14 protein-coding genes and 1 pseudogene are annotated in these 14,331 nt (G+C 30.4%); 9 read left to right on the forward strand and 6 right to left on the reverse strand.

What is annotated here, in order from left to right:
- Positions 1–3 precede the first annotated feature (3 nt).
- Genes selA through CURT_RS01165 form a run of 4 tightly spaced genes read right to left on the reverse strand, consistent with a single transcriptional unit; the run spans position 4 to position 4,588 of the window.
- Positions 4–1,335 (reverse strand): L-seryl-tRNA(Sec) selenium transferase, encoded by a 1,332-nt coding sequence (gene selA / locus CURT_RS01150; protein ID WP_018712528.1) that lies wholly within the window; start codon positions 1,333–1,335, stop codon positions 4–6.
- Positions 1,335–2,003, reverse strand: a complete 669-nt coding sequence (locus tag CURT_RS01155) for a response regulator (RefSeq protein ID WP_018712527.1) — start codon at positions 2,001–2,003, stop codon at positions 1,335–1,337. The genes selA and CURT_RS01155 overlap by 1 nt, the downstream gene beginning before the upstream one ends.
- Positions 2,000–3,550 carry a sensor histidine kinase gene (locus CURT_RS01160; RefSeq protein WP_018712526.1) on the reverse strand — a complete coding sequence of 517 codons (1,551 nt, stop codon included), beginning with the start codon at positions 3,548–3,550 and terminating at the stop codon, positions 2,000–2,002. Before CURT_RS01160 ends, CURT_RS01155 begins: the two co-directional genes overlap by 4 nt.
- Before the next feature lie 3 nt (positions 3,551–3,553).
- Positions 3,554–4,588, reverse strand: coding sequence for an ABC transporter substrate-binding protein (locus tag CURT_RS01165; RefSeq protein WP_018712525.1), 1,035 nt, complete (start codon positions 4,586–4,588; stop codon positions 3,554–3,556).
- A 107-nt stretch (positions 4,589–4,695) separates the two neighbouring features.
- Here CURT_RS01165 and CURT_RS01170 point away from each other — a divergent pair, with 107 nt between their 5' ends.
- The 9 genes and pseudogenes from CURT_RS01170 to CURT_RS01210 all read left to right on the forward strand — a co-directional run bounded on the left by CURT_RS01170 (position 4,696) and on the right by CURT_RS01210 (position 12,898).
- Positions 4,696–5,280 carry a hypothetical protein gene (locus tag CURT_RS01170; RefSeq protein WP_018712524.1) on the forward strand — a complete coding sequence of 195 codons (585 nt, stop codon included), beginning with the start codon at positions 4,696–4,698 and terminating at the stop codon, positions 5,278–5,280.
- A gap of 94 nt (positions 5,281–5,374) precedes the next feature.
- On the forward strand, positions 5,375–7,066 hold the full coding sequence (locus CURT_RS01175; RefSeq protein ID WP_018712523.1) for a 4Fe-4S dicluster domain-containing protein: 1,692 nt from the start codon (positions 5,375–5,377) through the stop codon (positions 7,064–7,066).
- Positions 7,063–7,746, forward strand: coding sequence for a molecular chaperone TorD family protein (locus CURT_RS01180; protein WP_018712522.1), 684 nt, complete (start codon positions 7,063–7,065; stop codon positions 7,744–7,746). The genes CURT_RS01175 and CURT_RS01180 overlap by 4 nt, the downstream gene beginning before the upstream one ends.
- A gap of 186 nt (positions 7,747–7,932) precedes the next feature.
- On the forward strand, positions 7,933–8,160 hold the full coding sequence (locus CURT_RS01185) for a twin-arginine translocation signal domain-containing protein (RefSeq protein ID WP_018712521.1): 228 nt from the start codon (positions 7,933–7,935) through the stop codon (positions 8,158–8,160).
- Between the two features lie 160 nt (positions 8,161–8,320).
- Positions 8,321–8,398: pseudogene (locus CURT_RS09580) on the forward strand (hypothetical protein); the annotation flags it as partial.
- A gap of 90 nt (positions 8,399–8,488) precedes the next feature.
- On the forward strand, positions 8,489–11,095 hold the full coding sequence (locus CURT_RS01195) for a formate dehydrogenase subunit alpha (protein ID WP_408609398.1): 2,607 nt from the start codon (positions 8,489–8,491) through the stop codon (positions 11,093–11,095).
- Positions 11,096–11,105: 10 nt separating this feature from the next.
- Positions 11,106–11,666: a formate dehydrogenase FDH3 subunit beta gene (gene fdh3B / locus CURT_RS01200; protein ID WP_018712518.1), complete on the forward strand. Its 561-nt coding sequence runs from the start codon at positions 11,106–11,108 to the stop codon at positions 11,664–11,666.
- A gap of 111 nt (positions 11,667–11,777) precedes the next feature.
- Positions 11,778–12,338: a complement resistance protein TraT gene (traT, locus tag CURT_RS01205; protein ID WP_018712517.1), complete on the forward strand. Its 561-nt coding sequence runs from the start codon at positions 11,778–11,780 to the stop codon at positions 12,336–12,338.
- The gene (locus tag CURT_RS01210) at positions 12,335–12,898 is read left to right on the forward strand and encodes a complement resistance protein TraT (protein ID WP_018712516.1); all 564 of its coding nucleotides are present in this window, start codon (positions 12,335–12,337) and stop codon (positions 12,896–12,898) included. Before traT ends, CURT_RS01210 begins: the two co-directional genes overlap by 4 nt.
- Positions 12,899–12,911: 13 nt before the next feature.
- Here the strand turns inward: CURT_RS01210 and CURT_RS01215 are convergent, their stop codons facing one another.
- Positions 12,912–13,334: a GNAT family N-acetyltransferase gene (locus CURT_RS01215; protein WP_018712515.1), complete on the reverse strand. Its 423-nt coding sequence runs from the start codon at positions 13,332–13,334 to the stop codon at positions 12,912–12,914.
- 1 nt (position 13,335) lies between these two features.
- The gene (locus CURT_RS01220; protein WP_018712514.1) at positions 13,336–14,325 is read right to left on the reverse strand and encodes a DUF2156 domain-containing protein; all 990 of its coding nucleotides are present in this window, start codon (positions 14,323–14,325) and stop codon (positions 13,336–13,338) included.
- Between the last annotated feature and the right edge of the window lie 6 nt (positions 14,326–14,331).

The following is a 14,331-nucleotide window of genomic DNA, read 5'->3' on the forward strand; positions in this document are numbered from 1 at the left end:
TCCTTAAGGCTGTTCTCTAAAAATTTCGTTGCAAATTTTGATTAGATTTTGCAAGTCTTTATCCATTATGCTTCTAAAATCAAGCATAAATTTATCATTTTCAATTCTTCCAATAACTCTTTTTTCTCTAAATTTTTGCTCTAACTCTATCGGGTTTTCCAAAAAAGCTAATGCAATGCTAGGATACTCCCTACATGGAAGCGTTCCACCACCTATAAAAGTTTTTGTTTTTACCACTTTTGAGGGAGCTGCTACATTTGCTTTTACTAAATTTGCCATATCGGTTAGCTCATCGATGTCTTTGTAAATTTGATGAGTTGTTTGGATGAGGTTAAATTCTTTGTTGATGTAGGCTTTTAGGGTTTCATTTAGGATACTTAGAGTTATTTTATCAACTCGTAGCATTCTTAAAAGTTGGTTTTTTTTAAGCTCATCTATCAGCTCTTTTTTACCCAAAATCAGCCCACATTGCACACTTCCAAAAAGTTTATCGCCGCTAAAGCTAACTAAATTTATATCACTTTCAAGCACCTTTTTAAGTGGTGGTTCATGAGAGCTTAAAGAGTATGGAAGCTCATTTACATAAGCACTTCCTAGGTCATAATAGCTTATTAAACCGCACTTTTTAGCCAAATTTGAAATTTCACTTGCACTTACATTTTGGCTAAAACCTTGAATGTTGAAGTTTGATTGATGAACTTTCATAAGCATTTTTGTATTTTCATTTATCGCGTTTTCATAATCATTTAAATTTGTTTTATTTGTGGTGCCAACCTCACGCAAAATCGCCCCTGAGCTTGCCATAACTTCTGGTATTCTAAAACTTCCACCAATCTCAACTAACTCGCCTCTACTAACGACGACTTCGCCACCTTTTGCAAAAGTGTTTAAGACTAAAAAAACAGCACTTGCGTTGTTATTTACAATAAGCGCATCTTCGCAGCCAAAAAGCATGGAGCAAAGCTTTGCTGTGTAGTTGTATCTTAGTCCGCGTTTGCCAGTTTTTAAGTCATATTCTAAATTTGAATATGAAGTTATGGTTTTTTTAGCTCTTTTTAAAATTTCATCATTTATCACACTTCTTCCTAAATTTGTGTGAATCACAACTCCGGTTGCATTTATTAAAGGTTTTAGTTCTAAATTTTCATAAATTTCACACTCACTTTTTATCGCCTCAATAATGCCTTGCTCATCTTTATACTCTAAATTTAAAAGAGCTTTTTCTCTCTTTTTTTCAATAATTTGTTTGGTTAAATTTAAAACAAGTGGATAAAAATAGTCTTTAAATTCAGCCAAATTTGCGATTTTATCCACTTTTGGTAAGTCTATTTTCATTAAATCTCCACATTGTTTAATTTTGATGGGTTAAACTGATATTTTGCATTTTGTAGTTTTACTAAAACTTCTAAATCGCCAAGCTGTTTAAAAAGCTTTATAATGGTTGGTTTGCTAACATCTATATTGTCCATAATGTCGTTGTATGTGTGGTTAAATACTAAGTTTTCATCAAGATTATTAATAATAAACTTTATTACTTCAACTGCTTTTGTATCAGTTACCAAAGCCACCATTCTTATAATATTTTTATTTTTATCAATTTCTTTATCTTTTATCTTTGGTAAAAGCACATCATAAAGTGAATTTAAAAGCTCTTTTATGTTTATTGGCTTTACAAGATAATTATTTGCACCAAATTTTATAGCTTCAAGAAGATATTTTGTATCTGTATAAGCTGTAGTAAAAATCATAGGAATATCGTTATCTTCTTTTCTTAAATTTTTTAAAAGCTCAATTCCTGTTGCTTCTTCAAGTAAAATATCACTAATTATTGCATCAACATTTTTGTTTTCAAGCACTTCATAGGCTTTTTTCAGGTTTTGGCAAGGATATAAATTTCTTACAAAATCTTCTAAAACGGTTGTTGTTTGATGAAGCAGATGTATTTCATCTTCGATGTATAAAATATCAAAATTTGATAATATATCTAAGTTTCTTTTTTTCATGACTTATCCTTTAGGGGCAAATCTATGATTAAATTTGCACATTTATACTCTTTTTTATTTCTTTCAAGTATAACATTTTTTACATATAAATTCCCTTTTAAGTGCTTTTCAACGATGTTTTTACTCATATAAAGCCCAATGCCAGTCCCTAAACTTTTATGTTTTGTAGTAAAATATGGCTCAAAAATTTTATCTATTATGATGGCGTCAATTCCACCACCATTATCCATAATTTCAACTCTAGCAAAACCATCAAGCTTTGTAAGTTTTATCCAAATAAGTTTAACATCTTCTTTTTCATTTATTGCATCTTTTGCATTATTTATGATGTTTATCAAAACTTGCAAAAGCTCATTTTTAAAAGAGTATATTGTTATTTCTTGGCTCTTATCAAAAATCAGCTCAATCTCTTTTTTTTGAAGCAAATACTTAGTAAGTCTTATTGCATCGTTTATAACTTCATTTAATGTAAATGTCTTTTTAGCTTTTGTTGGACTATAAAAACTTCTAAAATCTTCTAAAGTTTGTGACATTCCATTTGCCAAAATCATAGCCTCATTTACTTGGCTTTTTACAAACTCAGGAGTTAGTTTATTTTTTTCAAGTTTAGTTTCAAAGCTTTGTATTATCATAGAAATTGCTCCTAAAGGTTGGCGCCATTGATGGGATACATTTTCAAGCATTTCACCTAAGCTTGCATTTTTAGACTGTAAAAAAATGGTTTGATCTTTTTTTCTAGAAATTATTAGTTCTTTTTCAAGTCTTTTTTCCAAATTTTCATTTAGCTCTTTTAGGGCTTTTGTTTTTCTTTTAACGCTAAGTTCGAGTTTTTCATTTATTTTTTTAGAATTTATTGTAAGTGCAAAAACTAACATAAAAAAGAAAACTATAGTAATAATTAGCGAAAAAGATAAAAATTTCAGACTTTGGATATAGCGGTAATCGGTTCTTGTTTTTTTGTTGTTTATCTCTTTTAGGTGATGGATTAAAAGTAAATGCGCGTTTGTGTTTATGCTAATTAACTCTTTTTTTAAATGCATCATTTCAGCTACTGGTATATCGACTTCACAAGCTATTAAAATAGTTTTTTCAACCTCTTTTAAGGTTTTTGTGATTTTATTCTCAAGGTCGGCTTTATAGTAGTTATATGGAAAATTTTCACTTGTTTTAAAAAAAATTCTTTTTAGTTTTTCTTTAAAAGTTAGTGTGTTTTCATTAAATTCTGGTATTTTTTTATATTCGTTCCATTCAAAAATTATTTGATTTATGCTGTCACGAGTAAGTTCGATATATGTTTTATTGTAAGTTGTATCAAATTTTGTTATAAGAAAATCAATATTTGAGCTATAGATATCTCTTATATTTTCAAGTCTTGTAATTGGTGAAATGTTGTAATGATATATATCATTGATTACATTTTTCAAATTTGATATAAATAATATAAATACTAAAAGCATAGAAAAAATTGCAACAAATATTGTAATAACAAGCAAATTTATATTTCTTCTAAAATCTAATTTTTTTATAAGTTCTACTAAAAAATTCATTATTTAATTCTCATATAAAATTTCTATTTTGCCACCATTAAATTTAATTATTTTTTGTTTTTCATAAAATTTATATCTATCTATAATTAGATTTGCTCTATTTATTAATAGATTTTTAGGGCTATCTTTGAAATTTAGGCTTTCAAATATTTTTGAGACTAAAAATGCATTTAAAAACGCATTATAAGAGCAATTTTTTTCATCTAAATTATTTTTAACAAGTAAGTTTTTATATAGTTTTAAAAGCTCATCATCTTCTTTTAAGACTGGAGAAAATGAAGAAACATAAGCATTTTTGAGTTCTTTAAAATAAATTGGATTAACAGAACTTAGAAATAAAAATTTTATATTTTCATTTTTTTTACTTAATTTTTTTGCAATTTCTAATGAAATCCTATCTAAAAGTGCAAAAACTACAAGCTCACTATTTAAATCAATATTTTCTAAAATCGGTTCAATTATATTTGAGTTTCTTTTATAGCTTGAGCTTGAAAATATGCTTAAATTTCTATTTATTAGGGCTTTTGCAAGGCTGTTATAAGCCTCTTCCCCATGCTCTCCGCTTTGATAGATTATAGAAATTTTACTTAGATTTTTTGTATCTACAAAAAATTTCATCGCATTTTCTATCTCATAATCAAACGAAGGAAATGTTTTTATAACGCCCTTAAATACGCTAAAATTTAAAAAATTTGGTGCATAAACAGGTGAAAAAACAATTATATTTTTATTTATAATTTTAGGAGCAATACTTCTTAAATTTGCCGTGTCAAAAGGCATAAAAACAAAGGTATTTTTACCTAAATTTGATAAAATATTTTCTCTAAAAATATCTGAGTTAAACCCATCATCAAAAACACTAAATTTAATTTTATTTTTGTTTTTTGAATTATAATCATCAAAATACATCTTTGCACAATTTCTAATGCTTTCGCCCATTTGGGCATTTGCTCCACTTAGGCAAAAAGATGATAGCACTCCTTGCTCTTTTGAAAAAGATAAAGAAAAAATAAATAAAATTAAGACTATTTTTTTCATAAATATGATTATATCATTTTATTTTTATTTTAAAAAAGATAAAAAATTTAGCTATAATTACTAATCGCAAAAAATGTATCGGCGAAAATTTTTAAAAAGGATAATAAATGATATTTCAAACACTTCAAACAAATCTTACAAATTTAGATGAGCGCTTAAATTTAGTTAAAAAATTAGGTTATTATAATTTAGATAAGCTCAATCAAGCTCTTTTAAAAATCACACAGGCAAAAAGTCTGGATGAGTTTTTGCAAAATGGGTATTATGACTATTTTTACACTTCTGAAAATTTAGTTCTAAAACTAGCCAAAATTTATGGCTTAGATATTTTAGATGAGTTAAATCAGGCAAAAAAGCTAAACGATGAGGTAAATAAATATAGAAATAGTTATATTTATATCGATACAAATTTCAAAAGAAATACCGAGCCTATTTTTATGCTAGCGATGATGCAAGGCGTTCGATATCTTTATTTTGATAAAAAAGAGTTGGTTTTTAAAAGTTTAGATAAACAGCTTCAATTTATCTCAAAAGTTGTAAAAAATCACTATAAAAAGATAAAAAAACTGCCTTTGTTTGGTGAGATAACTGGGTATAAATTTAACCATTTAGGTAAAAGCTACAGTTTTGATGTAGACGGAACGCTGCAAGATAGGGAAATTTATGAAAGTGTTGCGTGGATAGAGATCTAAATTATTTATGATTATTAGCAGCTACTAATTTATGGTTTAATTCAAATTAAAACAATCATTATAAAATTGTCTAATTTGCAATCAAGGAAGATAGATGAAAGAATTTGCATATTTAAATAGCGGGCTAGAAGTTGTGATTCCTGATGAGATAGAAGAGTTAAAAGTGCCAAATGATGAGCACTATCTAGTTAGTAATTCACCAAATTTAAAGGCTGAAATTTACGCACCTGAGACTGATTTTTATCTAAAAAATAGTAAAGATAGCATTTTACAAAAAGCTAAAAATTTAAACATTTTATACGAAGCAAGAGCCAGTGTTTTTGACTTGGCAAAAGATATGGATTATGAAAAGAATGTTGGAAAAAATATTATTTTAATAAGCGATAAAGACCGCACAAATCTGACTGAGATTTTAAAGCAAAATGGCTATAAAGTGATAAATTTAACTCACGCTGAAGTTAAGTTTTTATACGGTGAAATTGGTGATTTATACACAACAGTTTTGAGCGTAAATGACGAATTTGAGGTGAAAAGCGACTTTGTTTTAGTTGATGGAATAAAAGAGTATATGCTAAGACAAAGCGGAACTTTGGATATTGGCATTTTAACAGATGAGGAAATTTTAAAATATTTAGATGAAAAAACGCCAATTTACCACTATAAAAGTGCTATAACTTATGATGATAAAATTTGTCAATACCACAAAAGAAGAAGTGAGCATTGCGTAAAATGCGTTGATATCTGCCCAACGGTTGCGATTTTAAAAGATGATGAAAAAAAAGAGTTAGTTTTTTCGCATATTGATTGCGTTGGATGTGGCGGGTGCGTGAGTGTTTGTCCAAGTGGGGCGATTGATTATGCAAAGATGCCAAGTGAGGCATTTTATGATATGGCTTTAAAATTTAAAGATAAAAAAATAGTTATAACACCAAGGATTATGGATCTAGAAACCTGTGATGTTGCCCTTGATGAGGGAGTTTTGCCATTTGCCATAGAGGGAGAGAAGTTTTTAAGTCAGACTCATTTTATGACGCTTTTACAAGAAAGTGGAGCGAATTTGATCTTTTTTAGCGATGTTATCGCACCAGGAGTTAAAGAGTCTATAGATTTAGTAAATCAAATAATAAAAGCTAAGTTTAACGAAGTTGGAATTTTGGTTGCAAAAGATGAGATTGAGCTTAGAAAACAATTAAAAGAACTTAAATTTATAGATGGGCTTAAATTTCACATAAATGAGCGAACTTTATCAAAAAGAGAGATATTTTCAAAAAGAGTTTTACATATTGTAGGTGATGATGACTTGGGCGTTGCAAAAAGTGGCGAGTGGGTAAGGTATGGAAAAGTAAGTATCAATGAGAGTACCTGTACGCTTTGCTTGAGTTGTGTAGGTGCGTGTAATGTTGCAGCGCTAATTGCTGATGAGAGCGATAACTCTATCAAATTTAATGCCTCGCTTTGCACAACTTGTGGATATTGCATACAAAGTTGTGCTGAAAAAGAGACGATCTTTTTAAAACGTGGTGAAATGGAGCTTAAAAAAGAGTATTTTGAGTATCAAACTTTGGCAAAAGATGAGCTTTTTAAGTGCATTGAGTGCGGAAAAGAGTTTGCTACTACAAAAGCTGTTTTAAAAATAGCAAATATGATGACGCCACTTTTTGGAAGTGATACAGATAGAATAAAAACACTTTATTGCTGTGCGGATTGTAAGGCAAAGATAATGATTCAAAAGCAGATTAAAGAAGCTAAAGAAATGCAAGATGAAATTTTAAAGGAGTCCAAATGAAAGATAAAAATATGACTTTAGGTAGAAGTTATTATTATGAATTTTTTGCAATACCGTTTTTTTTCAGTGAAAAAGATGAAAAATTTAACCTTTGGAAAAAACAGCTTGATTATTTAAAAAATTCCCCAATTGCTAATGAAAATTTAGATGATTTTAAAGCTCTTAGCAAGTTTAGTTTTGATGAGTTTAGAGCTGAGCAAAATAGGCTTTTATATGATTATTCTTACTCAAATATCCCTTTAACTGCATCATTTTATAAAGAAGGGCGAGATGAGGGGCTTGCTAAAAAGTTAGTTTTAGATACTTTGCGAAAGAGTAAATTTAGAAAAAATAGCGAGCTTTGCAAAGATAGTGAGGATTTTATAGGATTTATTTTTTATCTAATGTCATCACTTTTAAAAGATGAAGTAAATACAAACGCATTTTTAAGCACAGAGCTTTTTGTAAATGTGATAAATGAGTTTATAGATGAGTTTATAGATTTTATAAAAGGTAGTAAAGAGGCTGATTTTTACTTACATTTGGCAAATTTAATGCAGAGTTTTTTTGAGCTTGAAAGATCTATTCTAGCTGTTGAAAAGCCAAAAATAAAACCAAGCGTAGCAAAAGAAATGATAGAAAAACAGCCATATTTATCAAATTTAAAAACTACAAAAGAAAAATTTGATTGGGGTGAATAATAAAATTAAACTTAATAAATTTATTTAATGCATAATTGAAATTTATTTTTAATTATAAATCTGCTAAAATATCATATAGTTGATAGTGCTATATAGCGTAGTTATAAGGTATTTTGCCTAAAATTATGCAAATTTAGCATATATCTTTATTTGGTTAAATCAAAATTTTATGCAAGGAGGATGATTATGACTGAAAATCGTAGGGATTTTTTAAGAAAATCTCTAAAAATCGGTGCAGTTGCAGGCGCTACAGCAGCGATTGCAAATGAGGGATTAAAAAATTGTGCGACAACTTTATCAGATGATTGTGCCACAAGTGCAAGTAGTGGTGTAGTTTGTGGAAAAGCTGTCAAAAAAGAGGTTCTTTATAAGAAAAATAACTTATGGGAACAATACTATAGAATTGCTCATTAAAGGATAAAACATGAGTCAAACAAATATAGGAAGAAGAAGTTTTTTAAAACTCGCGGCTCTTGGTGCAGGAACCATTGGGACAACAAGTGCTTTTGGAAAAAATGAAACACTAAGAAAAGCAACTTCTGAAGAGATTAAAAATCCATTTCCAAACTCTGTTATGAAAAAGACAATTTGTTCTATTTGTTCAGCTGGATGTGGAGTTGTTGCTGAGGTGGATGAGGCGTCAAATACTTGGATAAGACAAGATATGGCGATAGATCATCCAATAAGCCAAGGAAGTCATTGCTCAAAAGGAATTGATCAAATTGATTTAACAAAGTCTAAAATGAGGCTAAAATATCCACTTAAAAAGGTAAATGGCAAGTGGGAGAGGATTAGCTGGGAGACCGCTGTAAATGAAATTGGCGATAAGATGATGAAGATTCGCCAAGAGGATGGACCTGACTCAGTTGAGTTTCTAGGTTCGGCTAAATTTTCAAATGAACAGGCATTTTACTTTAGAAAATTTGCAGCATTTTGGGGAACAAATAACATAGATCACGTTGCTAGAATTTGACATAGTGCAACAGTCGCCGGTGTGGCGAATACTTGGGGTTATGGCGCTATGACAAATCACGTTGGAGATGTCGCTAAAAATACTAAAATGATGTTAGTAATTGGAGCAAATCCAGCAGTTGCAAACCCAGTTGGTGCGATGAAACACATCTTACAAGCCAAAGATAGAAATAACGCAACTTTAGTTGTGGTAGATCCTGTTTATACAAGAACAGCTGCAAAAGCTGATATGTTTATTAGAATCAGACCTGGAACTGACATAGCATTTATTTATGGAATGCTTCATCTTATCTTTAAAAATGGTTGGGAAGATAAAGAAGTTATTAGAACTAGAACTTATGGCGTTGAAGAGATAAAAGAAGAAGCAAAACATTGGACTCCCGAAGAAGTCGCAAATGTAACAGGCTGTAAAACTGAAGAGTTAATCCAATTTACAAGAATGTTTGCTACCACAAAACCAGCAACTTTATTTTGGTCGCTTGGTATCACTCAACATTCAGTTGGGCACTCAAATACAAGAATTTTATCAATACTTCAATTAGTATTGGGAAATATGGGAAAAGAAGGTGGCGGAACAAATATACTTAGAGGTCACGATAATGTTCAAGGTGCTACTGATATGAACTGTTTGGCTGATAGCACATCAGGATATTATGGCTTAGGCGATAGTGCATGGAAACATCACTGTAAAGGCTGGGGCGTTGATTTTGATGAGTTTGTAAAAAGATTTGCTGTTTCAACCAAAGAGCCTAGAGAGAAGTTGGGCGAGCCAGTTAAAGGAACAAATTTCAAAGAGTATTTTTACCACAATCCTGCAAATCCTGAAGATAGAAATTGGCGAAATGAAAAAGGATATTCACTTGCAAAATGGTGGCAAGGTGTCTTAAAAGAGGAAAAAACTCACTCAAGTGGAAATTTAAGAGTTCTTTGGGTACAAGGAACGGGTATTACCTCTATGGCACACACTACCAAAATTCAACAAGCAGTTGATAAACTAGATATGTTAGTTGTTGCAGAGCCATTTTTAAATGAGGTTGCAATTCTTAGCGATAGACCTGATGGAATTTATGTTTTGCCTGTTGCAACTCAGTTTGAAAGCGAGGGCTATGTAACAGCTACAAATAGAGCCGCTCAGTGGAGAACTCAAATTATAAAGCCTATCTATGAGAGCAAAGAAGATCAAGAAGTTATGTTTTTGTTTGCTAAGAAATTTGGCTTTTATGATGAGTATGTGCGCGGTATGAAGATGGGCATTGTAGATGGTGAAATAAAACAAGTTAAAGATGATTTTAAGTGGCCTGATGATGCAACTGATGAGATAGCAAGAAATACTCAAAGCATAGGAAATAATGGAAGAACTGCCGCAAGACTTAGAAAACACCAAGAAAATTGGCACAACTTTGATCCTGATACACAAATGGGAAGAGGTCCAGTTGAGGGCGAATACTACGGACTTCCATGGCCTTGTTGGGATGAAAAGCATCCAGGAACTCCAATACTTTATGACATCTCTAAGCCTTATGTAGAGGGTGGTATGGGCTTTAGAAATAGATTTGGACTAGAGCACAATGGGGTAAATCAACTAGCTGATGAGAGCATAACTTTACCTGGTTCAAAAGTAAAAGGTGGATATCCACAAATTACAAAAGAAAACATTGAAGAAGCTTTGGGTATTACTCTAGCAGAAGATGAAAAAAGAAAAATAGGATCTAGCTGGAGTGATGATTATAGTGGAATTATTGCTAAAAAATGCAGAGAAGCTGGAGTTTGCCCATGTGGAAATGCAAGAGCAAGAGCTGTTGTTTGGGAGTTTTTAGATCCGATTCCAAAACATAGAGAGCCAATTCACTCACCAAGATGGGATTTAGTTCAAAAATACCCAACATGGGAAGATCAGGAAAGAAATTTCCGTGTTGCAAGTAAGTTTATAAGTGAGCAACAAGAAAAAGATTGGAGTAAAGAGTTTCCAACTGTTATGAGTTCACTTAGATTTGTAAATTTAAGTGGAGCTGGAATGATAGAAAGAACTTCTAAATACCTTGCATCCATAACACCTGAAATGTTTGCTCATGTTCATCCAAGTCTAGCTGCAAAATACGGCATAAAAGATAGAGATATGATGTGGATACACGCTCCGCAAGGAACTAAGATAAAAGTAAAATGTTATTACTCTTATTCAGTAACACCAAATAATATCTGCTTACCATATCACTTTGCTGGAGTTATGCAAGGAGTTGATTTAAGTCACAGATACCCTGAGGGAACTAAACCTTATACAATAGGTGAGAGTTCAAATACAATAACAAACTACGGTTTTGACCCTGTTACTCAAATTTCAGAGTTTAATGCAGGTTTATGTAGATTAGAAAAGGCATAAGGAGAGCATTATGGCAAGATTAAAATTTTATGTGGATAATGATAGATGTATAGGTTGCTATGGTTGTCAAGTAGCTTGCTCTTCGGCTCATGAAGTGCCAATTGGTATAAATAGACGAAAGGTTTTGTTTTTAAACGAGGGCGTTCCTGGAAAAGAAATAGCTACAACTATAGCGTGTCAGCACTGTACGGATGCACCTTGTGCGCAAGTTTGCCCAGTTCAATGTTTTTATGTTAGAGAAGATGGCGTTGTTTTACATGATAAAAAGACTTGTATAGGTTGTGGATATTGTCTTTATGCATGTCCATTTGGTGCGCCACAATTCCCAAGAGATGGGGCTTTTGGCATAAAAGGTGAAATGGATAAATGTACAATGTGCGCAGGCGGACCCGAAGAGACTAACTCACACGAAGAAAGAGAGCTTTATGGACAAAACCGCATAGCTGAGGGTAAGATACCTATGTGTGCGGCGATTTGTTCAACAAATGCTCTTTTAGTTGGCGATGCGACTGAGGTTGCTAATATTTATAGAACAAGAGTAACTTTAAGAAACGCAGCTACAAAATACTAATTAAAAAGTTTTGGAGACGAGAGTATCCAAAACTTTAATTTATCTAATAATATATCTTTAAATTTCATAACTTATGCTAAAATTCATCTAAAATAACAAAAGGATAAAAAGATGAAAAAATATATTATATTGTTTTTAATGTCATTTTTATTTATTGGTTGTGCTGCTAATAAGGCTCAAAATGCTAGTATTTTGAGTCAGAGTGAGCCTGTTTTTATAGATGAAAAGCCAAAAAGCCAAAAAGTTTATATCAAATTTACAAACACAAGCCAAACTAGTAGTAATTTAGATAAAAAACTAGCTTTAAGTTTATCGCAAAATGGTTATAGCGTAATAGATAATGAAAATCTTGCAGATACTATTATAAAGATTAATTTAAACTATTTTAAAAAAATAAATGTATCAAGTGGCTCATCTCCAAGAGTTGGTGTTGGTTTAGGCAGTGGTTTTTCAAATTTTGGTATTGGTTTTGGAACAAGTGCTGATATTTTTGATAGTGCTGCTTATGAAGCTCAAATTTCTTTTTTTGCAAAAGTAAAAAGCTTAAAAGATATAAAAACTTATCAAACACTTTTTAATTATCAAAGCAAAGAGGGTAGTTCTTTTGAAAGTGCTTTAAATGAGCTTGAAGAAAAAGTTTCAAATCAAATTTTAAGGTATTTAAACTTATGAAAAAATATATAATTTTATTTTTTAGCATTATTTTATTTTTTGGTTGTGCTGGTAAAACCTATACCGATAGAAGTGTTGTAAAAAGTTCAAAACCAATTTTTATAAAAAATACTCCTAATAACAACTTAGCTTATGTTGATTTTACAAATACAAGTAGTGTTGATAGTAATCTAACACAGGCAGTTTCACTAAATTTAGCTAAAAATGGCTATGAAATAGTCAGTGATAAAAGTGAGGCTTCCACCAAAATTAGAGGAAATTTAAACTTTTTTAGGAGAAATTATATAAAAGATATTGATCCATTTGTTGTAAGTGGTATAAATTTTAGATATTTTGGATACGATAGATTGGATGCTTTGGATGATTATTACTCATCAGTTACTAATAGCTATGTTTATGATGCAGAAATTTCACTTCAAATAAATATTGATGGTGAGATTTATGAGACAAATTTATACTTTCAAAGTGATAAAAACACAAATAGCACTAGCACGATGATGGAAATTTTAAATACTAAAATTTCTAATCAAATTTTAAATTATTTAAAATTTTTGAATTAAAATATTTGGGATTTTATCTAATCATTAAAATCCCATCACAATCCTCATAATAATTTGGTAAAATTTTTACCTTTTTAAAGCCAAATTTTTCATACAAATGTATAGCTTTATTATCACTTCTTACTTCAAGTCTTAGAGTTTTAAACTTTAGAGTTAAAAACTCAAGCATAGCTGAACCAACGCCTAAATTTCTAGCTTTTTTACTAACTGCGATTGAGTAAATTCTAGGAATTTTAAGATATGAAAATACCAAACAATATCCTAAAATTTCCCCTTTTTTTAAAATAGATTTATCACTTTCTAGCTCATAAACATATAAAAAATTTCTTTTTATATGATAATAAAATGAAGATTTGCTTAGCTTAAACTCATTAAAGCTTTCATTTTCTATCTCTAAAAGTGCTTTTATGTCGCTATTAGTTGTTTTTCTTATCATTTTATTTTTGATAAATTGAGTATTTTATTTCAAGTTTGTGAGGGCGATAACTCATCTTTACTTTTTTAAGATTTTCAAAGCCCATATCATCCCCAACATTTATAAGGTCGCATTCAAAATGCTCTTTTAAAACCTTAGAAAACTCTCTAAATATAAATTGCGCGCAACCTAAAACTTCAAAATCTGTTTTTTCTATTATCACGCTTGCAACACCTTCATTTATTTTTTCGCCAACTGTAAAGCCTTTTAAAACGCCATCAATATACAAAACTATGCCTATTAATTCAAGTTCTTTATAGTGATTTAGCATTCTTTTTATTGCTGCTTGCTCTTGATAAATTCCTTCCATAAACTCACCATTTGAAACGCTTGGCATATATTTTATACGTTCTTGTGCCCATAAATTTGTAAGATTTAAAATATCGTTTTTATGTTTTTCAACGCTTAATGGAAAAACTTCAAAATTTGGATATGTTTTTTTAAATTTGTTGATTTCAGTTCGTTTTGTATGGTAGGCATTTCCTTTTAGTTCTATCAAATCATCACTTTTATAGATATAATCTGCAAGTTTTTTTTCAAAAATAAAATCTTCAAAAACATCGAAAATATCGGCTGTTTCATCTAAAGATTTTGCAAATTTATCAAGCACGCATTCAGCAACATAGTCAATATGAGAAAAAAACTTAGAAGAGTTGTTTTGATTCATAATTTCAAAACATTTTAAAATAGCATTTTTAAGATTTTTAAGTTTTCCAATTGGTGGTAAAAGCATACTAAGTTCAGTTCCAGTCATTACAAAAAGACAAAAACTATCTTCGATAATTGCGTAAAATCCACTTACATTTGACAGCCAAATGTAATTTGCTGCAAAAGTATAATCGCTTATATCAACTTCTAAATCCTCACCTAGAGTAAGAAGATACTTTTCCATAATAGGTTTTGTGTCGATATTAAATTTATGAAAATCAACACCATTTACTTTAAATTCCAAAACTTT

Origin of the sequence: Campylobacter ureolyticus (assembly GCF_013372225.1) — a bacterium.
Lineage (GTDB): Bacteria > Campylobacterota > Campylobacteria > Campylobacterales > Campylobacteraceae > Campylobacter_B > Campylobacter_B ureolyticus.